Raw genomic sequence first — 21,809 nt, 5'->3', positions numbered from 1 at the left:
ACTCCCGGGCTTGCCCTCGAGTGTCAGGTGCACATGGAAAGCCTGATGGAAGCCCGTAGCCGGTTCTTGGGTAGCAGCACCAAACGTCAGAGCTCTGGATTGTGCAGACAAGGAAGCGTAGCGTCTTGTGTGAAGAAATGGCGGTAACGGCAGCCGGATGACCTTGGAAAGGCAACGGCGCGCTGTTGTTAGTCTCTTGAGGGGCCAGGATGGCCGGTTGGAATGCTGACACCGCAGCCGGCCCGTTGGGGGCGGGGGCGGTTACTCTGGTCGAGGGATCGTCCTTCTGTATTTCCTTACCGAATGGCGACATCCTGGCCGAACATCCGCATGGTCTTTTCGTCCACGACGCCCGCATCCTCTCAGGCTGGAGTCTCACCGTTAATGACCAAAAGCTTGAGCCGCTGGCGGCGGAGACGAAGGAGCCTTATCGGGCTCTGTTTGTGGGGAGGATTTCCCGTTCGGAGGGGTATGCCGACAGCCCGCTAATCGTGGAGCGGCTGCGCGAAGTGGGAGCGGGCATCCAGGAGCAAGTTATCGTTCGCAACTACTCTCCCGACCCAGTCGAATGCGAAATCACCATGAGGGCGGAGGCGGATTTTGCGGACCTCTTCGAAGTGAAGGAGGCGAGCATTCAGCGGCATTGGGACGAAACCCGCCGCGTGGACGGAGACGCACTGATCATCAGTGCTGCCTGGGAGCATGTTCGGAAGGGCGTGATGATTCGGGCCAATGGCGCGGAAATGACATCTGAGACCGTCACATACAGGGTCAGCGTCCCGCCCCATGGCAACTGGAACACAGTTCTGACTGTTGTGCCCACCACCGATGCCTCCGGTCCTGCAGAAGCCTTCGTCCATTCTGACGGGGACGGTTTGTCTCCGCGGGATCGGCGAAGGCGGGAATGGGTTTCCAGAATTCCGGCGCTGCAGATGGGAAATCGATCCATCGAACGTACCCTGCGCCGCAGCTACGATGATTTGGGTGCTCTTCGCATTGAGGACCCGAATCATCCGGACCGGGTGGTAGTGGCTGCCGGTGCGCCATGGTTCATGACGCTGTTCGGACGCGACTCATTGTGGGCCTCCCACATGGCGCTGGCGGTTGACCCTTCCCTGGCCTTGGGAACGCTGCAAACCTTGGCGGAACGGCAAGGTACAGTCGTCGATCCCATGAGCGAAGAGGAGCCGGGCAAGATCCTCCACGAGGTCCGACTCGACGTCTCCAGTGGCTTGTCCCTGGGCGGGAAATCCACCTACTATGGCAGCGTCGACGCAACCCCCTTGTTTGTGGATGTGATCGGGGCGGTTAGCCGCTGGGGCTTTGCCAAAGAAACCATCGCAGCCCTGCTGCCTCACGCCGACCGCGCGTTGGACTGGATCCGGGACTACGGCGACAAGGACGGCGACGGCTTCGTCGAGTACGAGCGACTCAATCCTCAGGGGCTGATCAACCAAGGCTGGAAGGATTCCTGGGACGGAATCAACTTCGCCGACGGCCGGCTGGCCGAACCTCCGATCGCACTGTGTGAGGTTCAAGGCTACGTCTACGCCGCTTACACCGCGCGTGCCTGGATGGCGTATGACACCGGAGATAAAGCTTTAGGGGATGAGCTCGCCGACCGGGCCGCGCAGCTGAAAAAGCGGTTCAACGAAAAGTTCTGGATACCCGAGCGCGGTTACTATGCAATCGCCCTCGACGGGAAGAAGCGGCAGGTTGATGCTTGTGCTTCCAACATGGGTCACTGCCTTGTGTATGGTCTTGTCGATGATGATAAGGCCCCCCAGGTAGCTCAACGGCTGATGTCCCCCGAGATGTTCAGCGGTTGGGGCGTTCGAACTCTGGCCAGCGACATGGGCGCCTACAACCCCGCGAGTTACCACAACGGCTCAGTATGGCCACACGACAACGCGATCGTTGCCGCAGGGCTCCTGCGTTACGGATTCGTCGCCGAGGCCCAGCGGATTTCTACCGCTCTGCTGGAGGCTGCCGAATATTCTGACGGCCGGCTCCCGGAGCTGTTCTGCGGGTTCAGTAGGGACCACCTGGCCGCACCTGTGCCCTATCCTACGGCCTGCTCGCCCCAGGCCTGGGCAGCGACCGCCCCTATCCTGCTGATAACGAGCCTCATGCGGTATGACACCCACGTGTCCAGAGGGGGGCTCTGGATTGACCCTGTCCTCCCGGAGTCCTACGGCGACCTGCACATCACTAACGCTCCCCTGGGCGGTGGCCGGATCACCATCGACATAACCGCTTCCACCCCATCCGTCCAAGGACTGCCCCCGGGAATAGTGTTCCACCGGGGGCACCGGCCATGGATCACGGAACTGGTGGACCAGGCCAGGATGCAATAACAAACCGGCCGGAAGCGCGCCGCTCCCTCATTCTGCAAATCGTCGGATTGATTATGAAACACGGCAGCACAGTGTTGCCACCGCTGCTCCACGTACACCTGGGATCAACCTGGGCTTGTTGGGCCCTGAAAGTACGTTCCTATGGGGAAACTCCCCGGGGGCCGAACCACCTCGAAAATGCAGCGGCCCAATCATTTGGGCCCACGAATCCAATGTGACCCAGTTGCCGTGCATCCTCGCATCTGCGGATCCCCCACCAGAGGTCGTAGAGCACGCGTGGCGTGACATGGATTTTAAGATCCGGAACGCGTTCCGCGCGGCTGATGCTGGAGATCGTCTTACCGTTCTCCGCACAGATCCAGCCTTCACAGGGACCTCCCGCAGGGTTCTCAAACTCGAATGCAATGACGATCGAGGTCCGTGGCAAGGACTCCGTGACAAGGCTGCGGCTCATGTGCTGAAGCAACGTGCCCAGCCCTGCTTGGAGGTCATTCTCAAAGGGAGCATGCCATCGACTCGCCCAAACCCCCAGTGACTCCAAAGTCTGCCGCAGCGCCAAACCAGCCGTTGTCAGCCTGTAACGTCTTGAACCGCGCGGCCCTGTCTCATCATCACGCAATACCAGTTTCGCCTTGACCAAGTGCTTAAGTCGTTGCGATAGCAGTGTTCGAGATAGATCTGGCAGTGCGCGCGACAAATCATTGAAACCCATTTCGCCTGCCAGCAGCTCACGCACGATCAACAACGACCAGCGATCTCCCAGCAGCCGCAGTCCCTGTGATACTGACCAATAGTCGGCGCTTAAGTGCCCGCCAGCCCTTACCTGGTCGTTGTGTTCTCGGGGCAACTGCTCTGCAACGGTTGTCATCTCGTCCTGAAACTCCAAATATTCACTGGACTATGGTGCCGCCATTCTTGCCGACTCTTGCAGGGGCGGTGTGTGCGCTATGCCCATAGGTACTGCCAATGGTGCGGCCTCGGTCATTTACAGGAAGGGGTTTTAAAGATATGACGGGGGTTGGACGCCGCCGCCCAACCCCCGTCATATCTATTCGCTGCCTAGAGCCGGATGTCCGCAGACTCCCCCGGCTTCAGTGCAACGAGCAGGTCGGTTTGGCTGGCATCGGCAAAGACCCGGCTGATCTGCTCTGCGTTCTGACTGAAATGTGCCCAAGAGTCTTCATGAACGGGCACAATCTTCTTCGCACCCAAGATCTTGGCTGCCTCAAGGGCTCTTTCATTACTGAGGGTGATGTAGGCCCCATCCGCAATCACATCGAATTTGGCGCCGCCCACAAAGAGTACGGCGATGTCAATCCTCGGAAAACGGTCTGCAACTTCACGCACGATGTCGACTTCGGAATTGTCACCGCTGATATACATCGTCGGCATGTCCTCCGCTTCCAACACAAAACCAATGACAGGCCCAAGGGCCTCCCATACTCCTTCAGGGCCATGGTGGGCTGGAACTGCCGTGATCTTCATCTGCCTCCCGTCGGGGAGCTGGACAGTTTGCACGTCGTAGTCGCCCATACCCACGACGTTGGCACCAAAGCTCTCTGCTGCCTCGGTGGTCGTGAGGGCGAGTGGAACCATGGTTAAGAAACCTCGGCCGGCCACGTCCAGATTGTCTATGTGCTCGTGGGAGGCAAGAGCGAGATCGACCTGTCCAAGTTCCTCAGGGGTGGCGCACGGGCCGAGGTTCTTGATGACCGGGCCGGCGATCGGGTGGTGATAGACCTGAGGTGGATCAAAGGTAGGGTCAGTGATCATCCGATATCCGGCGATCTCGATAAGCAGCGTGGGTCCTCCAATGAGGGTCACTGTGACATTGTCCATTTGTCGTCCTTGTCGCTTGGAGTGGGGGTCGGTTGGGGAAGGAGTCAGCTCTTGCTCATTTGAGCCGTGATGTCTTCCGCGCCATGCAGCACATAAACCAGCTTTCCGTCGTCATCGAAAGCCGGGGCGTTCAGGGGCTGGAACCATCGAGGTTCAAAAACACCGTCCGCGTTCTCAATGTCGTAGCGAACGGGCGGGAGTATGTCGATTTGTCCTGTTTCCACCACGCGCTCGATGGACGTGCGCAAGATTTCCGTGCCTTTAGCCTCGGGATTGTCGGGATTGTCTGGGAAGGCATCAAGGATGTCCATGCCAACGATTGCACTGCGGCTCTTCCCGGTTGATGCGAGAAATGAGTCGGTGGCAGCGACAATCGTCCTGTCTGGTGTAACGATGATGTATTGGCTCGGGAGACTCTCGAAAATCTTTTGATAGTCCACGGTGGATGCACCTGAAGTTGACACTCTCTGGATTCCTTTCCTGTTGTTCGACGCGCCTGTGCGTCTCGTAGGCCCCATTGCAGCACCGCATTGTGTCATCCACCAGTGCAAGAGATGGACCAGAAAGCCACGTCGCAAATTTCGAGGACATGGCAGGTTTCAGCTGCACGGACGACGATGCACATTGGGTCCGAGCGTTAGCTTCAGCTGTCAACAGCAAGATTGCTAAGAACCCCTCGTCGCCTCGCTTCGCTTGAGCTTGTCAGGGCGAAGGGATGATTGGACCGTTATAGGAGTTACAAGCGGGTTCTTCGCAGGCTGCCAATCACTCCCCTGTGGAGTGGTCTGGGCTCTTAATACCCGCCTGCGCAGCTCCGCATCTGCCCCACTGCTGATATGTAGGCCCTGATAGAGCGCTTACAGCCCTGACGTTGTTCCCCGCCCGTGCTCAAACACCAGGTTGGTTTGGGTGCCAGCTACAGCAGGGTTCGAGGACAAATGTTCCAGGACAAACTGGCGGATATGCTCGGTGTTCCTCGCGGTGATGTGGATCAGGAAGTCGTCGGCACCACCTAGGACGAAGAACTGCTTGATCTCGGGCAAGTCCCGGAGTTCCTTGCCAAATGCGTTCATCAAATGCCGCGCGCCTGGGCGAAGCCGAACGCTGACCAGGGCTTGTAGGGGCATACCCATGGCCTCAGGATCCACTTCGATCGTAAAGCGTTTTATAACTCCCGATTCCTTGAGCGCCTTGATTCGGGCGAGGCACGTGGATGGTGCCAGCCCGAGTCTTTCCGACAAGGCTTGGTTGGTCTGCCGGGAGTTCTCCGCCAGCAGATTCAGAAGTTTCTGGTCGATGTCTTCAGAAGCTGTGCGCTGCAGTTTCTGCGAGTGGGGCACCACACACACCCTTCAAATTGGAGAATCTAGTCACTTTTATTCCATTCTATGCATCTTCTGCGGATTCCCTGCGCGTGCCTGCAGTTTCTGCCATCCTGATGGCCATAAGCCTCAATCCATACAGAAAGACTTCGCTATGATCATCTCCGTTCCCAAGGAAGTAAAGAACAACGAGTTCCGCGTTGCCATCACCGCCGCTGGCGTGCATGAGCTCAAAACCAATGGCCACGAAGTGCTCGTGGAAGCAGGCGCTGGTGTGGGCTCAGGCATCAGCGACCAGGAGTACGCCCTGTCCGGTGCTGAAATTGTGGATAGTGCTGAAGAGGCGTGGGCACGAGCGGACATGGTGATGAAGGTCAAGGAACCCATCGCTTCCGAATACTGTCACTTCCGTGAGGGGCTGCTCCTTTTCACCTATCTCCACCTTGCAGCCGAACCCGAGCTAACTCAGGCACTCGTGGCATCCGGAGTCACAGCCATCGCCTATGAGACGGTGCAGGAAGGCCGCGCGCTCCCGCTGCTGGCCCCCATGTCCGAGGTTGCCGGCCGGCTCTCCGTGCAGGTTGGAGCCTCCTCGCTGATGGCTCCGGCCGGGGGCAAAGGTGTACTGCTGGGCGGTGTTCCCGGTGTCCGGCCCGCCAAGGTGGTAGTCCTCGGCGCCGGAGTTGCGGGCACTAATGCTGCCGCCATGGCCCTGGGCCTCGGCGCCGACGTCACCATCCTGGACATCAACATCAACCGGCTGCGCGAACTGGACGCCCAGTATCAGGGCCGGCTCAAGACCATCGCCTCAAACAGCTACGAAATTGAAAAGTCCGTGGTGGACGCCGACTTGGTCATCGGCTCCGTCCTCATCCCCGGCGCCAAAGCGCCCAAGCTCGTTACCAACGGTCTCGTGGCCCGCATGAAGCCCGGCTCCGTTCTGGTGGACATTGCCGTGGATCAGGGCGGTTGCTTCGAGGACACCCGTCCCACCACGCACCAGGAACCGACGTACAACGTGCACAACACCATCTTCTACTGCGTCGCAAACATGCCCGGCGCCGTACCCAACACCTCCACCTACGCCCTGACCAACGTCACCCTGCGGTACGCCGTGGCATTGGCCAACCATGGAGTTAAAGGTGCATTCGAACGACACCCCGCATTAGCTGCCGGACTAAACGTCGCGGCAGGAAAGGTCACCCATAGGTCTGTCAGCGACGCACATGGACATGATCTCGCTGACTGGCAAGAACTCGTTACCGTTTGATGGACGGCGTGCCTGCCCTCCGGAGGGCAGGCACTTGGTCCCCGCCAAGAAGAAAGCACGGCGTCGAGATGGCACTACATCTGCAACAAAAATGGCAGCCGCTCGTTGGCCAGCTAGTCATCGTCAAGCTCCAGGGCGAGGAAATCCGCCGCGGGATCGTCGATGCGGTAACGGCAGACGACCAGATCCTATGGCTGGATGGCAACGGAGCGGAATCCCGCCGCCTTTTTGAACGCAGCGACGGCTTCCAAGTGTGGATCGACTATAAATGGGAAACCCACAGGGCCAGCCTTGATAATCACGATCAAGGATAACGGCAAGTGGCAGACGTAGACCGTCATGAGTCTGACCGCGCACACCATGTGGAGCACCACCAGCGGGAGCAACAGTCCGACAGAGACATCGTGCGTCTGTGGACAGAGTTGGCCAAGGCTGAATCCTGTGGCGTTCTCGTTACCTGGTACGGACCGTGGTCCTATACGTCCGAGCGTTGCAGCCAGCTTCCTGCTGGAATGGTCTATGAACGCCTTGCGCCCGAAACCAGCGTCGGCCATCAACCTCTCCACTAGCACGTGAGGGAGACGGTCAGTTGCGGCGTCCTTGCTGCTGCGATTCTTATGACGGTCCAGCGTTCCGCCCCGGGCTGGCTCGGCACTTTAGCCTGCGACTGTAATCGGCATCGTTTTTCTTCTCTGGTCATACGGCACATATGCGAGACGGATGCTGTGCTCAAGGCACAGGATGATCCTCTTAGTTGGCATGAAGATAGAGTCACCAAACTTGGCTAGCGAAGGAATTCCAATGCCCGAACTACCTGTAGAAAGAGCAGACACCGGGATGGCGTGGGCGGTGAAAGACAGCTTTATCCAGTACGTGCAGTCGATGCGCGACGGCCGCATCCTGTTGGGCGATGGAGCTGCCGTGACAAGTACAGAGCAGTTCTATTTTCCTCTCAGGCAGGTTGACAGGCCTGACGAACGAAGCCTCGTGCTTCATTTCGGCGGCGAAGCGCGGTTTCTCGCCCATCACGGGCTTATGAGTGTCTCGATACGTCAGCCGAGAATCGAGGTTGGCGCGGACGCTGCATACCTTCTTATCGAGCAAGGAGACGAGACCGTGCGGCTCGCCGAGCTCAGCTTGCCGGCTCCATTGACCGAGGACGGCATCACCATGTGGGCGGACGTTGAGGTAACGCTCTCCGACTCAGGGACAGCAATCTTTGCTGACAGCTATATAGTTGGCGAGACGTTGGCGCCGCTGACAATGAGAGCTCCCGCGCTCACCCCAATCCGCTGATCGGGCACACCGAACTCGCTGTGGTCTGCCATGGTCTGCCACAGCTAAATTGCTGTAGTTAGTCTTGCTGGGCCCGCAGCTTTGTCTGCGGGCCCACGGATTTAACCTGCAGCTACTCCAGCAGTGGTGCGCACGAGCCCAGAGAATCGTCGTGCCAGTGCTTCTGTGTGGGCCGCCACCGTCTCGTCCTGTTGCTCGAGTTCGCTCATCCCTTGGCCTGCCCGCTGGAGGGCAACTGGGTCGTTATCGTCCACCAGGGTCAACCACTGACGGTAGCTAACTGGCGAAAGTTCCGGGTGAAATTGAACGCCCCACGACATGTCACCCACGCGAAAGACTTGGTGTGGATACTGATCGGTCATGCCGAGCCAGACCGCTGAGGGCGGAAGTTGGGCGATCACGTCGCCGTGCATGGACCCGGCGAGGAAGGGACGCGGTAACCCGCCCACGAGCTGATCCTCGGCTGCGTCGGCTTGCCAATCGACCCGAACTACCCCTGCCTCAAGGCCCTGGTCTCCCCGGGTGACGGTTCCACCGAATGCCTGTGCCATCAGCTGAGCTCCGAGGCAGATGCCTAATGTCGGCTTCCTGTTGCCGGAAGCGTCGACAATGAGGTTTCGAATGTCTGCAAGCCAGCTGTAGACGTGGTCATCCAGGGAGCTCATGTCCCCGCCCAGAACCACCAAAGCGTCCTCTTCCACAATTTGCGGGATGGTGTCGTGATTAAAGGGCTGGACAACTCTTGCGGTTATTCCCTCGTCGGCTAACCACGAAGCGAAACGGTCAAGGGGGCAGTGCGGATCCGGCTGTATGACCAGGACCTGTACGCTGCCGGTTCCTCCGGATGACTCTGTGTGCGGCTTCATTTTCGAATTTCCTTGTTGAATTGATGTAGAGGCGGGCTTGACGTAACCCTGTGGGCCTGCAGCGGGCTCCCGCTGGAGCAGCTCAAGGTGCTAGGCGTTTGCGTTCCAGCGGACACTGACCGCTCACTACTATGGAGCAGTTCTGCTCTTGGCCGCAGGGCATGCTGCACACCTGGATTTAGCTCTATGTGCTGCAAGAACGCTTACTACTGGCCGCTTTCGCGTATCGCCAGGCGGGCAGCAATGCCTGTAGGCAGCCAGTCTCCTGCTTCCTCAAAGGAATGCCCGATGAGCTGCTCCACACGCTGGAGGCGCTGCCGGAGCGTGTTGCGGTGAATGTGCAGCTTCGAGACCGTGTCGGCAATGGATCCTTTGTTGGATAGAAGCATTGCAACTGTTTCGGCCAGCTGCGTTCCATTTTCCGTGTCGTAGTGCACAAGGGACCTCAGTTCAGCGAGCACGCCCTTAATTTCTGCAGACATCCCCTCCCCCACGAGCGGCAGTTCCTGCAGATGTTCTATATCACTGAACGAGGTGACCCTTCTCCCTGACGTCCTGCCGACCAGTTCTGTCCAGGCCAGTGCGGTTTCGGCGTCCGAAAGCGCTGGCTGCAGAGAGGCGACGTCGCGCGCCAGTGGACCCACGCCGGCGAAAGCTGAGACTCCACGGTGTTCGTCGAGGTCAGAAAGAGTTGTCTCCAGCTTCGCCTTAATCTCTTCTCCGGCGCCGGAGGGGGTATCGATAAAGAGCAGGCTGAGGGGGCCTTCCGTGAAGACCAGGGATCGGGGGCCGGCCAGATCCTGAAGATAGGGGGCGATGCGCCTGGACACCGCATCAGAGTCGAATTTCAGCCGTTTCACTCGCACCAAGACCGGCAGAGTGCGGCCCTTGGACCAGCCTGACTCCTCAAGAATGCGGGCGAATGTGCTCGTGCCGACGCTTCGGAGCAAGCGTGAAGCATGGGATGAACCGACGGACTCCAGTTCTACTGCTTCAAACAGGGCGGCCAGCTGAGAGCAAATGGCGCTCAGCCGATCGAGTTCTCTGGTGGAATAGCGGCGTGGACGATAGCACGTGACGATGCCCCGGGTGCTCGTCAGGCCAAAGGAGACAGATACCCGCTCGTGTCCGGCGAAGTTGGATTCAATGAATTCGGACGTTGCCGTTCGTGAGTGAGTGGTTCGAATCACGATTCCGCTTCGCTCGCCCTTGTCCATTGCGATGGCCGTGGGCGGCGAGGTGGCTGGACCACGCCCGAAATATTCGATGACGCAGCCGTCGGAGCTCATGTGCTTAAGAATCGCCTGGGCCGCCACTTGGGCGCACTGCAGGACGGAAGTGGCGGCGTTGATCGGGAAATCGACAAGGAAGTGCGCTGCTGCGGACTGGCGCCGCAAGTCATCAACGGTCTCAGCCTGCAGCAGGCCGCTGGCTAGCAGCACTCCCACCTCGTCAGCAATCAGCTTTGACTCCCAGGTGAAGGTTTCCTCCTCATATGACCAGAGGCTGAACACGCCAAGGAGGGCCCCGGCCGGTGCCACGATCGGGACAACCAGCATCGAATTGAAATCTTCTTCCTGCAGTTCGCTGATGCTGACGAACCGCGGGTCCTGCTGAATGTTCTTGTTAAGGACAACTGACTGTCTGGTGAGCCCTACCCAGCCAGTTACACCTTCGCCGAGGCGAAGGGTGACTCTTCCCACTTGCTGGCTTTGCACTCCAGCGGTTCCTGCGCGCATGACAAGGACTTGTTCCTGTTCATCCCACAGGTAGACGAAAACCCCTGCTGAGTTTGTTGCCCTGGCTACCAGGTCCACTGCTCTTTGAGCAAGCGCGAGTGGATCCGGTCCTTCCGCCATTAGCTGCGTGAGCTCGGACAGGGTATCTGCGCGAAGCTCTGCTATTTGGAGTTTGTGGCGATAGTCAGTGGGCAGGACCTCATTCGGTTGCGAGGCCGCGGGCTCAGCAGGGGATTCCATCGTTTCAGCTTAGAAGGCTCATGCCCATGGAGGCCCGGCTGAACTGCCTTGGCGCGTTGACGCCGATCCAGGCCACGTCCTCCTCCGTAGATCCAATCCGGTACAAGGCGGCGTTGCGTTCCTCTGCAGCGTATACCTGTACAAGTTCGCCTGCCGGCGGAAGCATTCCGTGTACCTGTACCTTTCGGCCGAACTGCTCCGTCCACCCGTATGGAGCCTGTTCCAGTTCGCTGGAGTCGAAGCCGGCAAAGTATTCAGCCAGGGCTGCGCCATGCCGTTGGGCCTGGGTCCAACTCTCGAACCGTCGAAAGGTCCCGTCCTCGGCCTGCCGGGCCGAAACGTCTCCGATAGCGAAGATGCCGTCGGCGATTTCACCGGGGGTCAGCAGGGCTTTCCCGTCCGCAGTGCAACGGACTCCGTTGGAAATGTCGAGCTCGCTGTAGGTCAGCCATTCGGTATTGGGCCGCGCGCCGACAGCGCTAATAACCAGGTCGGCGTGCAGGTCCAGGCCGCTGACCCGGACCGTCCACTGCGCATCCGTTTTCTGAATGGATTCCACAGCAACCCCAAAGTGAGTTACAACACCGGCCTGGTGCATCCATGCCTTCGCTTCCTCCCCCAGATGTCCTGAAAAGAAGCGCTGCATTGGTTGCGGAGCCAGATCTACTACCGTGACGGCAAGCCCACGTTGGGCGAGTGTAGATGCCAGTTCCGCACCGATGGTTCCGGCGCCGATGATGATCGCGCTGGAGGCTCCTGCATGTACGGCGTTGCGCAGGGCAAGGGCGTCCTGGGCGGTTCTTAGGCTGAGGACGCCCGCTGGCTCGTTCGGCAGCCGGATTGAGCCGGCTCCTGTGGAGATGACGACCGCGTCAGCTGCTACTTCTCCGAGCTTGTCCGTCAGGACGGTCCGCTTGTCTGTCAGGAGCCCGATCGCCTTTGCGTTCAGGATCGGCGTAGCTTCCGGCCACCACTCGGCCGGTTCGACGGGACCAGTGCCAAGAAGGAATTGCTTGGACAGCGGGGGCCGGTCGTAGGGCGCGTTCGGGTCTGAATCAATGACGATAAATTCGCCTGCAAAGCCCAGCTCGCGACTGCGTTCAATCAGCATCGCCGATGCAACCGAAGCGCCAATGACCGCAACCCGGTCTGGCAGATGTGTCACGACGCCGAAACCTCTGATGCTTTCACGCTGGCCTCGCTCGTTTCCCGTTCCAGGATTGCCCGTTCGGGGCAGTTCCGGATGGCCTTGCGGACGTTAGGTTCATCGCCGCTGTTTTCGCGGCCAGGAATGACGTGCGCGTAGCCTTCCTCGTCGATCTCAAAGGTTTCGGGGTGCCAGCGCCCAGCACCGGGCGTGGCCTTGGCAACGCCCTCCGTCGACCCAAAGTTCTCCCATGGTGATCAAGCTCCAATCTTGAGGGTAAGCGGGCCGACGCCGTGCCACGGTTCGTCATCATTCGCCCGTTCGAAGTGAGGGACAGCGTTCAGGAATTCCTCCATGGCGATAACCATTTCGGCGCGGCCAAGGTTCGAACCAAGGCACCGGTGGATCCCTCCGCCAAAAGCCAGGTGGCGGTTGTCTTCACGGTCAATCTTGATTTCATTGGGTTCTTCGTAGACCTCCGGGTCACGATTGCCCGCTCCGAAGACGAGCACGACGCGTTCACCGGCCTTGATCTCCTGGCCCCGGACAACTGTGTCCTTCTTCGCGGTGCGGGCCATGGCCTGGACCGGGGAAAGCGTACGCAGGAATTCTTCTGCAGCGGTGGGGATCAGGTCCGGGTCTTCACGCAACTGCTGCTGGGCCTGGGGGTTGCCGGCCAGGTACCAAAGGGCGGAACGGATCGCCCAGGCGGTCGTATCCAGCCCGGCCAGGAAGAGCAGGTAGCAGTACGACAGCAGCTCTTCACGCGTGAGCTTCCGGCCTTTCACTTCCGCTTTCAGGAGCTGGGTGATCAGGTCATTGTTGGCGTCTGCTTCCGGTCCGGCCTTTTCCCGTTCGTCGAGAAGGCGGTCGAAGTAGTCGTTGAGTTCGCGTCCGGCCGCGTATGCGGTTTCCGGATGCGCGGTCCGCTCATAGATGATTTCGTCGATCCACCGGTCGAAGATTGGCCAGTCCTGTTCCGGATATCCGGCCAGGCCGCTGAAGATAATCGTCGGCATCGGGCGGGCAAGCTTTGCCGAGACATCAACGACGTCGCCGGCTGTGAGGACTTCCTGGCACAGCTGCTTAGCGGTCTCACGCATTCCGGGTGTCAGCTTTGAGATGTTCATGGGTGTGAACATCGGCAGCAGAATTTTGCGGAAGTCAGCGTGGGTCGGGGGATCGATGTCGATGGGAATGAGGGGGACGTCAGTGCCGAACGCCGGGAGGAGCATTGAGGGTCCGACAGCGAACGTGTCGGGGTCCTGCTCGGCGTTGAAGATATCCTCGCTCTTGGTGATGTACCAAAAGCCTCCATACTTGTTGCTGTGCCCAACAGGGCCGTTGGCCAGTATGTCCTGGTATTCGTCGAAAATGTTGTCGAGCGACCGTCCGTGGAAGTCAAAGTCTGACTTGTTGTGGCTGAGTCCCCGCTCAGTTTCTGTGCTCATGAGAATTGCTCCTGAAGTGGTTTCTGTGACTGTGCGTACGCTGCGGCCTTGTCCACGAGATCAACGAAGAGGGCCTTCTGGGCTTCGTGATAGTCGACCATGTGCTCGGGATGCCATTGGACTCCGATGAGGCTGGCATCGTCGGCTTCAATTGCTTCGATAACGTCGCCTTCCCGTCCCACGACACGAAGGCCTGTTCCGAGCTTTCCCAGACCCTGGTGGTGGTAGCTGTTCACGGGAATGGTCAGGTCTTTGGCGATCCGGGCAAGTTCGGAACCGGGCTCCAGCTGTACCTTGTGCCATGGTTCATGAGAGGGATGGTCCTGCCAGTGCCCCCTGTCCGGGCTCACTTCCTGGACGAGGTTTCCGCCGCGGATGACGTTGACAAGCTGCATCCCCCGGCAAGTGGCCAGGATGGGCAGGCCGCGGAGCATGGCCTCGTTGTAAAGCTCGATTTCGAAGTCGTCCCTGATGTCGCACACGTCATAGACCGTGTCGACCGGGTCCTCGCCGTACAGCCGGGGGCTGATGTCACCGCCGCCGGTGAGGATCAGCCCGTCAAATCCTTCAAGCGCCGCATCCGGGATCGTTGCCGTGGACGGAAGAATGGCGGGACGGCCGCCTGCGGCAAGCACGCCGTTGGCGTAGGCCATGTTCTGGACCGTTGAAGGCATCGGGCCAAAGGCGGTATCGACGGTCTGCCGGGCAGCGGAGATGGCAATAAGGGGCAACCGCATGTCAGTAAACCAGCCAACCGCCGTCGACGTGGATGGTGGTACCGGTCACCCAGCTGGCCTCGTCGCTGGCCAGGAACGCGACTGCATTGGCAACGTCGGAGGGCCGTCCGATTCGTCCGAGCGGCGTGCGGTCGAGGAGGAACTTCACGGCCTCCTGGTTTTCCAGCACGGACTTGGTGAACGGGGTCTCGATGAAGCCGGGGGCGACAGCGTTGACGCGGATCTTGGAAGCTGCGGTTTCGATGGCCAAAGCCTTCGTGAACATAAGGAGAGCACCCTTGGAAGCGTTGTAATGGACCTGGGGGTGTCCGCTGCTGGCGATGACGATGTGGGCCTCGACAGAGGTGATGTTGACGATGGCGCTGGTTGAATCGTCGCCCCGGGCCGCGGCGCCCTTCTCCAGCAACGGCCGTGCGGCCTGGCTGACCAGGAACGGTCCGGTGGAGTTCACGGCGAACACCTGGTCCCATTCCGCTACGCTCACGTCGTCGAAGTTGCTGCCCTTGACGATGCCTGCGTTGTTGACGAGGGTGTCGAGCCGGCCGAATTTTGCGTCGATCTCGGCCATGCCGCTGCGGACCGAGGCTTCGTCGGCGACGTCCATAACAACAGGCACCATTTCCGGGTGCTGGCCGATCAGACGCTCGAGCGCGGCCTCGTCACGGTCGAGGGCTACGACGGTGGCGCCCTCCTTGAGCAGCTTTTCTGCGATGGCAAGGCCGTTTCCGGACGCGGCTCCGGTGACTGCAGCGATCTTTCCAGGGTGAGTAGTCATAGGGTGCTTCTTTCTGAGTATGAAAAATGGAAATGGAGCTCTTAGCGCTGCACTAGCACTAGATGCGTTCCAGGTACCGTGCGATCTCGAAGTCGGTGACACTGGTCTGAAGCTTGCGGAGCTCCCAGCGCCTCGTCTGGACGTAGTGGGTCACGAACGTTTCGCCGAAGTACGCCTTGGCGACCTCGCTTTTCTCGAACTGTTCGATTGCCTGGTCGAGTGTTCCGGGCAGCTGCTTTACCTGGTGTCCTTCCTCCAGGGCGTAAGCGTTGCCTACCACCCGCTTCGGGGCGGTCAGTTCCTGCTCCACGCCATGAAGGCCGGCAGCGATGTTAGCGGCGATGACCAGGTAGGGATTGGCGTCAGCGCCCGGTACCCGGTTTTCGATGCGTGCGGCGCTGCTCTTTGACGGGATGGACCTGATGGCGACCGTGCGGTTGTCCAGGCCCCAGGTGGCGCTGGATCCGGCCCACTGCCCGCCTTCGGTCCGCTTGTAAGAGTTGATGGTGGGCAGGTAGAGGGCCGTGAGCTCCGGTGCCGTCTCGACGACGCCCGCCAGGTAGTTGTACCCGATGGCGCTCAGCTCGCCGGGCTCCTCGGCATTGGCGAAGGCGGACTTGCCGGATTCCGGATCCCAAAGGCTCTGGTGCATGTGCCCGGAGGAGCCGGCCCACTCCGGGTTGATCTTGGCCATGAATGACGCCGTGTAGCCGGCCTCAGCTGCAACCTCCTTGACGGTGGCTTTTAGCCGGAGGGCGTTGTCCGCGGCTGCGAGAGCATCCGAATAGTGGATGTTCATCTCGAACTGGCCTGGACCGTTTTCACTGTTGCTGGCCTCGATGAAAATGCCCTGCTCAGACAGGCGGCGTCGGATCTCACCGATGAGGAACTCGGTGCCTGTGTCCCTGACGAGGCTGTAGGTGTGACTGCCCGCCGTGATGGGGGTAAGGTCGCGCCAGTCCTTGGCGGCAAGGTCCGTCGGGGTGCCTTTGAGCAGGTAGAACTCGAACTCGTAGGCGCAGACTGGCGAGTATCCAAGGTCTTCGGCTTTCTGCACGACCCGCTTGAGAATGCTCCGGGGACAGATTGCCGCAGGCTCGCCCGACATCTCGTAGGCGTCGCAGATGACGGAAGCCACGCCGGGTTCCCCGGGAACGACCTTCAGGGTACTGAGATCGGGGAGGAGCGTCACGTCAGGGTAACCCGTGTCCCACCCCGTGTAGCTGAGATCAGAAATGATTTCGTCCTGAATGTCCCAGCCGAAGATGATGTTGCAGATATTCGTTCCGCGCTCAGCGACGCTTTCCAGGAAGTACCGGGCGGGGATGCGCTTGCCGCGCCAAACGCCGTCCAGGTCCACCACGCCCACTTTGAACGTTTTGATGTCGTTGTCGGAGACGAACTTTTGCAGTTCGTCGTGCCCTGACTCGGTTGAGGATTGATCCTGCATGTCGATTGCCTCGAGTTCGTGGAGGTCCTCCGGGACCTGTGTGATGGGATTCACTGTGTACCTCTTATCCTCATTGATATTGGTTACTAAAAACACTAAGAGCGGGTTCCTATTGGCGTATGTGCAAGGTGCACATCATGATTGCCGGCTACATGCATGCGGTAAGTCAGGTCACATCCAGAGCCGTACGCAGGCCAAGACTTTTTTCGAGTCCTGCCGAGTATCCAGAACACGAAAGCCCTTGGTAGTGCGCAGGTCAGACGGGGCCTAGTAGACGTCCTTGACGTAACGGCCCTCGCTCTTCAGGGACTGCAGGTAGTCGTGCGCCTTTTCGGGGGTCATTGCGCCGTGGCTGCTGAGCACCGCTAACAGAGCTTCGTCGATGTCAGGTGCTATCTGTTTGCCGCCGCACACATAGACGGAAGCTCCATCCGATAGCCAGGCAAAGATGTCTTCTCCTTCTTCGCGGATCCGGTCCTGGACGTAGACCTTGCCCTGTTGATCCCGGGAGAAAGCCAGGCTGAGGCGGTTCAGCACGCCGTTGCTTTGCAGTTCTTCCATTTCCTCCTGATAGAGCCAGGAAGGGTTTTCATGGCGGTCCCCGAAGAACAGCCAGTTTCGTCCCCGGGCTTGTGAGACTTCACGGTCGCGGAGGAAGCCACGGAACGGGGCAACTCCGACCCCTGGACCGATCATGATCACATCAGCTGAGCTGTCCTTGGGTAGGTGGAACTCGTGCGCCGGCAGCGGGAACACTTTCATAGCTTTTTTGCTGCGCGCGGCGGACTGGAGGAATCCGCTGCATGCACCCGAGTGCCGGCGGCCGGCGGTCTCGTATTGCACAGTGGAGACCGTCAAGTGGACGCGGTCCCCGTCAGCGAGGGGACTGGAGGCGATGGAGTACGACCGGTGCTGCAGAGGCCTCAGCATTGAGAGGAACTCGCCGGGGTCGACACCTGTTATCCGGGTTTCCTGCAGCACGTCCAGCATGTCCCGTCCCCACAGCCAGTTCTCCAGCGCGTTCCGGTCACCGGACTCGACCAGGTTCCGCACGGGATGATCCGGTGCGAGATCTTCGACGAGCCAGGCCACGATGCCCAGGTGGGGCAGCCGAAGCTCATAGTCGTCTTGAAGCGTCTCGCGTGCAGTCTTGCCGTCCTCACCGAACACCTCGCTGCCCGCGAGGCCAAGGAATCCGAGGAGGTCTTCCACGAGTTCGATGGAGTTGGTGGGGATTACGGCAAGTGAGTCACCTGGCCGGTAGTTGCGGCTGTCGCCGCTGACCTCAAGCTCATAGTGCCAGACCTCTTTTTCGGACTCTGGAGCGCTTAGGAGGCGGGCCTCGACGACGGTGGCAGTGTCAGGTTCCCGGCGGGTGCTTTTGGGCTGCTCTGCGGGGTTTGCTCCTGGAACAGTGGCGTCTTCAGGGTTGTTGTCCCGCTTTTTGGGAACAACTGTCTTGAAGGTCTCGAGCATGCCCTTGATCCACTTACCTGACGTCAGGTCATAGTCGACATCGCAGTCGAGGCGGTCGAGGATTCGCTTGCCGCCGAGTTCCCCAAGGCGCTCGTCAAGGTCGCTGCCGGCTTTGCAGAAGTCTTCGTACATGGAGTCGCCAATGGCAAGGACTGCGAAGGGAACGTCCTTGAAGAGGTCTGCGCCGGCGCTTTGAAGCTGGTCCCAAAACGGTTGCGCGTTGTCGGGCATGTGGCCGTTGTCGTGTGTGGCGGTAACGATCAACAGGCGGTCCTTGCGTGCCGCATCTTGCGGGGTCAGCATGTCCAGGCTCATAAGCTCGGCTGAGTAACCCTGGCCGTTTGCCTTGTCCGCGATTTTGGACGCAAGGAACTCAGCGTTCCCGGTCTGGCTGCCGTAGAGGACGCTGAGGGTCTGCACGGCGGTGTCTGTCTCACTGGATACTTCGGATGAGGTGCCTTGGTTGGTCCGAACCAGCTCCCCTGTGTCAGTTGTCACGGTTCTGTCCTCACAAAAACGGTCTTGAGTTCGGTGTATGCCTCGATGGCAGCTTGGCCTAGGCCGCGGCCGATGCCTGATTGTTTGAAGCCGCCATAAGGTGTCTGGATTCGAATGGATGAGTTTGAGTTGACCGAGAGAGTCCCGGACTCAAGTGCCCGCGCCGTCCGCAGGGCCTGGCCGACGTCGTTGGTCCAGATGGAGCCGCTCAGGCCGTAGATGGAGCTGTTGGCCAGCGCGATGGCTTCCTCTTCCGTGTCGAAGGGAATAACCGAGGCGATGGGGCCGAAAATTTCATCGGTTGCCACCCGGCTCTTGGGGTCCGGGGCGATGACGATTCTGGGTGCCATCCAGAAGCCGGGGCCATCCGGTACTTCACCGGCGGTGACGACGTTGAGACCGTTTTCGAGGAAGCTGGAAACGGTGTCGCGGTGGGCTGCCGATACCAGAGGGCCCAGGTTGGTCTTGTCGTCCAGCGGGTTACCGATTTTCAGTGCACGCGTAGTCTCGATGAATCCCTCAACGAACTCGTCGAAGATTCCCCGCTGCACGAGAAAGCGGCTGCGTGCACAGCAGTCCTGGCCTGTGTTGTCGAAGACCGACATCGGGGCTGCCTGCAGACACTTGGCGAGGTCAACGTCGTTGTAGACGATACTGGCGGACTTCCCGCCGAGCTCAAGAGAGACTCTTTTCATCGTTGTTGAAGCCGTCTGGACGATGGACCGGCCGACCTCGGTGGAACCGGTAAAACTTACCTTGTTAACATCCGGGTGTTCAGCGAGGGCATTGCCGATCCGGGCGCCCGAACCAGTGAGAACCTGAAGCGCGTCTCCGACGACGCCCAGTTCCTTCACGATTTCACCAAATCGAACAGTTGACAGGGGGGTAAGGGCTGCCGGTTTCACAATCACCGAATTACCGCTGGCCAGAGCCGGCGCGATACTCCAGGATGCGATAGGCAGAGGGAAGTTCCACGGGGCAATTACGGCCACAACACCCAGCGGCTCCCGGAAAGTCATGCTGACGCCGCCGTCGACCGGAATGGTGTCTCCGAGGATCTTGTCCACCGTTCCGGCGTAGTACTTGAAGCACTCGGCGACACCAAGAACTTCCTGTCGGGCCGCCGCCAATGGCTTACCAACGTCGGTGGATTCGAGCAAGGCCAGTTCGTCGCTGTGAGCGATGACAGCATCGGCAATAGCCCAGAGGGCATCACGGCGTTCAGCCAGTGGCTTGCGGACCCAGGCGCGCTGGGCGGCCCCTGCGCGTTCGACCGCTGCATTCACGTCCGGCAGGTCGTAGGCGGGCACCTCGCCTATCTGTTCTTCTGTAGCGGGGTTGTAGACCGAAATAACACTGCTCATAATCGGGTGCTCCTTCAGGAGAAGTGGGGTTTGTCGAAAATTTCCTAGTCCCGTATGGAGTCTGGGAAGCTCCGTTAGTTCCGACAATGCCTGAGGAAACTGCGGCCAGCGAGTGCTGGGAGCACCACGATAACTAGCTGTATGTGCGCGGTGCACATTCCAGAAACTCCTCGTTTCATAGGACCGCGTCCATTCTTTTGCCAGCTGATAGCTGTGCATCAAGACCATGCGCAGGACGGATGTATGTGCAGGCTCAACACCGCAAACCCTGGGGCAACTCCTACGCTGTAATCCAACTCACAGTGACGTTCGGCAAGGGGGCCGGCCCGATTGTGGGTTCCGCGATGCCGCTCAATTCCGCCTTGTCGAAGGCATCGCGATGACACTCAGCTTCTACGTCCAGGAGGGACGAATGGCAACTAAAGATGTTAAATTTGAGCCGGTGGATGCGGGACCCAACGGAATCTTGAGCCCGGACCGCTTGCTCAGCAGGGGCTTGGGAGTCCGGTCGATCGTGTTCATGGTCGTGGCGGGAGCTGCGCCCATGACAGCTGTCGTGGCTGGTTGGCCTGTTGTCGTTTCTGCATCGGGAAGTACGGGCGGTCCGCTGTTCTTCCTTATCGCGACCGCTATTCTGTTTCTGTTTGCCGTGGGCTTTACGAGGATGACGCCCTTTGTAAAGAATGCTGGAGCGTTCTATTCCTACATCCAAACGGGGCTGGGCCGGGGTGTTGGCATGGGGGCTGCCACTTTTGCGCTCGGAACATACTTGCTGCTGTTTCTTGCGTTGTGTTCATACCTGGGATCAGCGGCCCAGACCACGATTCACGATCTGGGCGGTCCGGATCTTCCCTGGTGGCTGTGCAGTCTGGTGCTGATGGCAACCTGCGGTGCTCTTGCATACCGGGACGTCGAGCTCTCCGCCAAGGTGCTGGGCGTGGTCCTGGTCATCGAAACAGTCGTTCTGCTGGCAGTAAACATCGGGGTGGTTGTCCACGGCGGCGCGGAAGGTTTGAGTGGTGACTCGCTGTCCCCCGCGCGTTTGGGTGAAGGTGTCCCGCCTCTGGGCGTCATGTTTGCCTTCTTCTCATTCATCGGCTTTGAGGCCACCGCCGTCTTCCGGAACGAAGCACGCGACCCCGACCGCACTATCCCCCGGGCAACCTATATCGCCGTTATCGGCGTAGGCATCTTCTACACTTTCACTGCCTGGGCACTGCAGGCGGGAGTCGGAAGCAGCCAGATCGTCGAAATCGCAACGAATGATCCCACCAGCATTGTGGTAGGGCTCGCTGGACAGTACGTGTCCCCGCTCCTTGCCACCCTGCTCCAGGTTTTCCTCATCACCAGCCTTTTCGCCTGTATCCTCACCTTCCAGAACGTACTGACCCGGTACCTCTTTACCCTTGGTACGCAAGGTGTTCTTCCGTCTGGACTTGGTGCAATCCACCCACGTCACCACGCTCCGTCCAGGGCGGCCTTGATCGTCTCCGTAGTTGCGATAGCACTGCTTGGTGTCGAGGCGATCATTGGGCTCGACCCGGTAACGCAGGCCTACACCTGGTTCTCAGGCTCGGCCACATTGGGAATCGTTGTTCTGATGGCTCTCACGTCACTCGCGGTGATCGTGTTCTTCCGGAGGAATGCACACAACAAGAAGGTCTGGGGAACGTTGCTGGCCCCCGCGCTTGCCCTTCTCGGACTCGGGGGGATTGTCTTTCTGGTCCTACAGAACTTCGGGCTTCTCGTCGGCGGCGACTTGGCGGCGGGAATACTGTTGGCGCTCATGGCTGCACTCTTCCTGGGAGGCGTGACTACCGCGCTGGTTATGCGATCCAAGCGGCCGGCGACGTATGCCGCACTGATCCCGGCAGGTTCCAGCAGCGAGGAAAGATCTGCAGCGAGCTAAGAAAAATCTGTCTATATAGCTGCCCTCGCGCAAGCCCTCGTGGAGGCGACGGTAACGGTGTCCGGTCGCGCAA

Annotated in this window: 19 protein-coding genes; 5 read left to right on the top strand and 14 right to left on the bottom strand. The window is 59.7% G+C overall.

What is annotated here, in order from left to right:
- Window positions 1–209 precede the first annotated feature (209 nt).
- Window positions 210–2,357 (top strand): amylo-alpha-1,6-glucosidase, encoded by a 2,148-nt coding sequence (locus QFZ33_RS10745; RefSeq protein WP_307027286.1) that lies wholly within the window; start codon window positions 210–212, stop codon window positions 2,355–2,357.
- 139 nt (window positions 2,358–2,496) lie between these two features.
- Here the strand turns inward: QFZ33_RS10745 and QFZ33_RS10740 are convergent, their stop codons facing one another.
- The 4 genes from QFZ33_RS10740 to QFZ33_RS10725 all read right to left on the bottom strand — a co-directional run bounded on the left by QFZ33_RS10740 (window position 2,497) and on the right by QFZ33_RS10725 (window position 5,536).
- Window positions 2,497–3,243, bottom strand: coding sequence for a winged helix-turn-helix transcriptional regulator (locus QFZ33_RS10740; protein WP_307027284.1), 747 nt, complete (start codon window positions 3,241–3,243; stop codon window positions 2,497–2,499).
- A 173-nt stretch (window positions 3,244–3,416) separates the two neighbouring features.
- Window positions 3,417–4,196 (bottom strand): MBL fold metallo-hydrolase, encoded by a 780-nt coding sequence (locus QFZ33_RS10735; RefSeq protein ID WP_307027282.1) that lies wholly within the window; start codon window positions 4,194–4,196, stop codon window positions 3,417–3,419.
- A 44-nt stretch (window positions 4,197–4,240) separates the two neighbouring features.
- Window positions 4,241–4,660, bottom strand: coding sequence for a PAS domain-containing protein (locus QFZ33_RS10730; RefSeq protein ID WP_307027280.1), 420 nt, complete (start codon window positions 4,658–4,660; stop codon window positions 4,241–4,243).
- Window positions 4,661–5,053: 393 nt separating this feature from the next.
- On the bottom strand, window positions 5,054–5,536 hold the full coding sequence (locus tag QFZ33_RS10725) for an Lrp/AsnC family transcriptional regulator (RefSeq protein WP_307027278.1): 483 nt from the start codon (window positions 5,534–5,536) through the stop codon (window positions 5,054–5,056).
- A gap of 136 nt (window positions 5,537–5,672) precedes the next feature.
- On the opposite strand from QFZ33_RS10725, the gene ald reads away from it, so the two are divergent.
- From ald to QFZ33_RS10710, 3 genes are all read left to right on the top strand, one after another.
- Window positions 5,673–6,788 (top strand): alanine dehydrogenase, encoded by a 1,116-nt coding sequence (ald, locus tag QFZ33_RS10720; protein WP_307027276.1) that lies wholly within the window; start codon window positions 5,673–5,675, stop codon window positions 6,786–6,788.
- A gap of 68 nt (window positions 6,789–6,856) precedes the next feature.
- Window positions 6,857–7,102: a hypothetical protein gene (locus QFZ33_RS10715; protein ID WP_307027275.1), complete on the top strand. Its 246-nt coding sequence runs from the start codon at window positions 6,857–6,859 to the stop codon at window positions 7,100–7,102.
- Window positions 7,103–7,589: 487 nt separating this feature from the next.
- Complete coding sequence (locus QFZ33_RS10710; protein WP_307027273.1) at window positions 7,590–8,084, top strand: HtaA domain-containing protein; 495 nt, start codon at window positions 7,590–7,592, stop codon at window positions 8,082–8,084.
- Between the two features lie 101 nt (window positions 8,085–8,185).
- On the opposite strand, the gene QFZ33_RS10705 is transcribed toward QFZ33_RS10710, so the two are convergent.
- The 10 genes from QFZ33_RS10705 to QFZ33_RS10665 all read right to left on the bottom strand — a co-directional run bounded on the left by QFZ33_RS10705 (window position 8,186) and on the right by QFZ33_RS10665 (window position 20,055).
- Window positions 8,186–8,950, bottom strand: coding sequence for a type 1 glutamine amidotransferase (locus QFZ33_RS10705; RefSeq protein ID WP_307027271.1), 765 nt, complete (start codon window positions 8,948–8,950; stop codon window positions 8,186–8,188).
- 206 nt (window positions 8,951–9,156) lie between these two features.
- The gene (locus QFZ33_RS10700) at window positions 9,157–10,929 is read right to left on the bottom strand and encodes a helix-turn-helix domain-containing protein (protein WP_307027268.1); all 1,773 of its coding nucleotides are present in this window, start codon (window positions 10,927–10,929) and stop codon (window positions 9,157–9,159) included.
- Between the two features lie 4 nt (window positions 10,930–10,933).
- Entirely contained in the window at window positions 10,934–12,094 is a 1,161-nt protein-coding gene (locus QFZ33_RS10695) for an NAD(P)/FAD-dependent oxidoreductase (RefSeq protein WP_307027267.1), read from the bottom strand.
- Complete coding sequence (locus tag QFZ33_RS23890) at window positions 12,091–12,222, bottom strand: hypothetical protein (protein WP_373427343.1); 132 nt, start codon at window positions 12,220–12,222, stop codon at window positions 12,091–12,093. Before QFZ33_RS23890 ends, QFZ33_RS10695 begins: the two co-directional genes overlap by 4 nt.
- Window positions 12,223–12,333: 111 nt before the next feature.
- Window positions 12,334–13,527 (bottom strand): cytochrome P450, encoded by a 1,194-nt coding sequence (locus QFZ33_RS10690; RefSeq protein ID WP_307027265.1) that lies wholly within the window; start codon window positions 13,525–13,527, stop codon window positions 12,334–12,336.
- Window positions 13,524–14,264 (bottom strand): gamma-glutamyl-gamma-aminobutyrate hydrolase family protein, encoded by a 741-nt coding sequence (locus QFZ33_RS10685; protein ID WP_307027263.1) that lies wholly within the window; start codon window positions 14,262–14,264, stop codon window positions 13,524–13,526. The genes QFZ33_RS10690 and QFZ33_RS10685 overlap by 4 nt, the downstream gene beginning before the upstream one ends.
- Window position 14,265: 1 nt before the next feature.
- A complete protein-coding gene (locus QFZ33_RS10680; RefSeq protein WP_159636066.1) occupies window positions 14,266–15,039 on the bottom strand; it encodes an SDR family NAD(P)-dependent oxidoreductase in 774 nt (257 codons plus the stop codon).
- A gap of 58 nt (window positions 15,040–15,097) precedes the next feature.
- On the bottom strand, window positions 15,098–16,543 hold the full coding sequence (locus QFZ33_RS10675) for a glutamine synthetase family protein (RefSeq protein WP_307027261.1): 1,446 nt from the start codon (window positions 16,541–16,543) through the stop codon (window positions 15,098–15,100).
- A gap of 213 nt (window positions 16,544–16,756) precedes the next feature.
- Window positions 16,757–18,463, bottom strand: coding sequence for a diflavin oxidoreductase (locus tag QFZ33_RS10670; protein WP_307027259.1), 1,707 nt, complete (start codon window positions 18,461–18,463; stop codon window positions 16,757–16,759).
- Complete coding sequence (locus QFZ33_RS10665) at window positions 18,460–20,055, bottom strand: aldehyde dehydrogenase family protein (RefSeq protein ID WP_307027257.1); 1,596 nt, start codon at window positions 20,053–20,055, stop codon at window positions 18,460–18,462. The genes QFZ33_RS10670 and QFZ33_RS10665 overlap by 4 nt, the downstream gene beginning before the upstream one ends.
- A 184-nt stretch (window positions 20,056–20,239) precedes the next feature.
- Here QFZ33_RS10665 and QFZ33_RS10660 point away from each other — a divergent pair, with 184 nt between their 5' ends.
- A complete protein-coding gene (locus QFZ33_RS10660) occupies window positions 20,240–21,736 on the top strand; it encodes an APC family permease (protein ID WP_307027255.1) in 1,497 nt (498 codons plus the stop codon).
- Window positions 21,737–21,809 lie beyond the last annotated feature (73 nt).

Origin of the sequence: Arthrobacter globiformis, from assembly GCF_030815865.1 — a bacterium.
Lineage (GTDB): Bacteria > Actinomycetota > Actinomycetes > Actinomycetales > Micrococcaceae > Arthrobacter > Arthrobacter globiformis_B.
This window is presented reverse-complemented; position numbering and strand designations above follow the sequence as displayed.

Bases quoted from the DNA above. Each gene is read 5' to 3' on its own strand.
- QFZ33_RS10745 (WP_307027286.1), top strand. From the start codon at position 210: ATGGCCGGTTGGAATGCTGACACCGCAGCCGGCCCGTTGGGGGCGGGG.
- QFZ33_RS10735 (WP_307027282.1), bottom strand. From the start codon at position 4,196: ATGGACAATGTCACAGTGACCCTCATTGGAGGACCCACGCTGCTTATC.
- ald (WP_307027276.1), top strand. From the start codon at position 5,673: ATGATCATCTCCGTTCCCAAGGAAGTAAAGAACAACGAGTTCCGCGTT.
- QFZ33_RS10715 (WP_307027275.1), top strand. From the start codon at position 6,857: ATGGCACTACATCTGCAACAAAAATGGCAGCCGCTCGTTGGCCAGCTA.
- QFZ33_RS10710 (WP_307027273.1), top strand. From the start codon at position 7,590: ATGCCCGAACTACCTGTAGAAAGAGCAGACACCGGGATGGCGTGGGCG.
- QFZ33_RS10705 (WP_307027271.1), bottom strand. From the start codon at position 8,950: ATGAAGCCGCACACAGAGTCATCCGGAGGAACCGGCAGCGTACAGGTC.
- QFZ33_RS10700 (WP_307027268.1), bottom strand. From the start codon at position 10,929: ATGGAATCCCCTGCTGAGCCCGCGGCCTCGCAACCGAATGAGGTCCTG.
- QFZ33_RS10690 (WP_307027265.1), bottom strand. From the start codon at position 13,527: ATGAGCACAGAAACTGAGCGGGGACTCAGCCACAACAAGTCAGACTTT.
- QFZ33_RS10685 (WP_307027263.1), bottom strand. From the start codon at position 14,264: ATGCGGTTGCCCCTTATTGCCATCTCCGCTGCCCGGCAGACCGTCGAT.
- QFZ33_RS10680 (WP_159636066.1), bottom strand. From the start codon at position 15,039: ATGACTACTCACCCTGGAAAGATCGCTGCAGTCACCGGAGCCGCGTCC.
- QFZ33_RS10665 (WP_307027257.1), bottom strand. From the start codon at position 20,055: ATGGTCTTGATGCACAGCTATCAGCTGGCAAAAGAATGGACGCGGTCC.
- QFZ33_RS10660 (WP_307027255.1), top strand. From the start codon at position 20,240: ATGGCAACTAAAGATGTTAAATTTGAGCCGGTGGATGCGGGACCCAAC.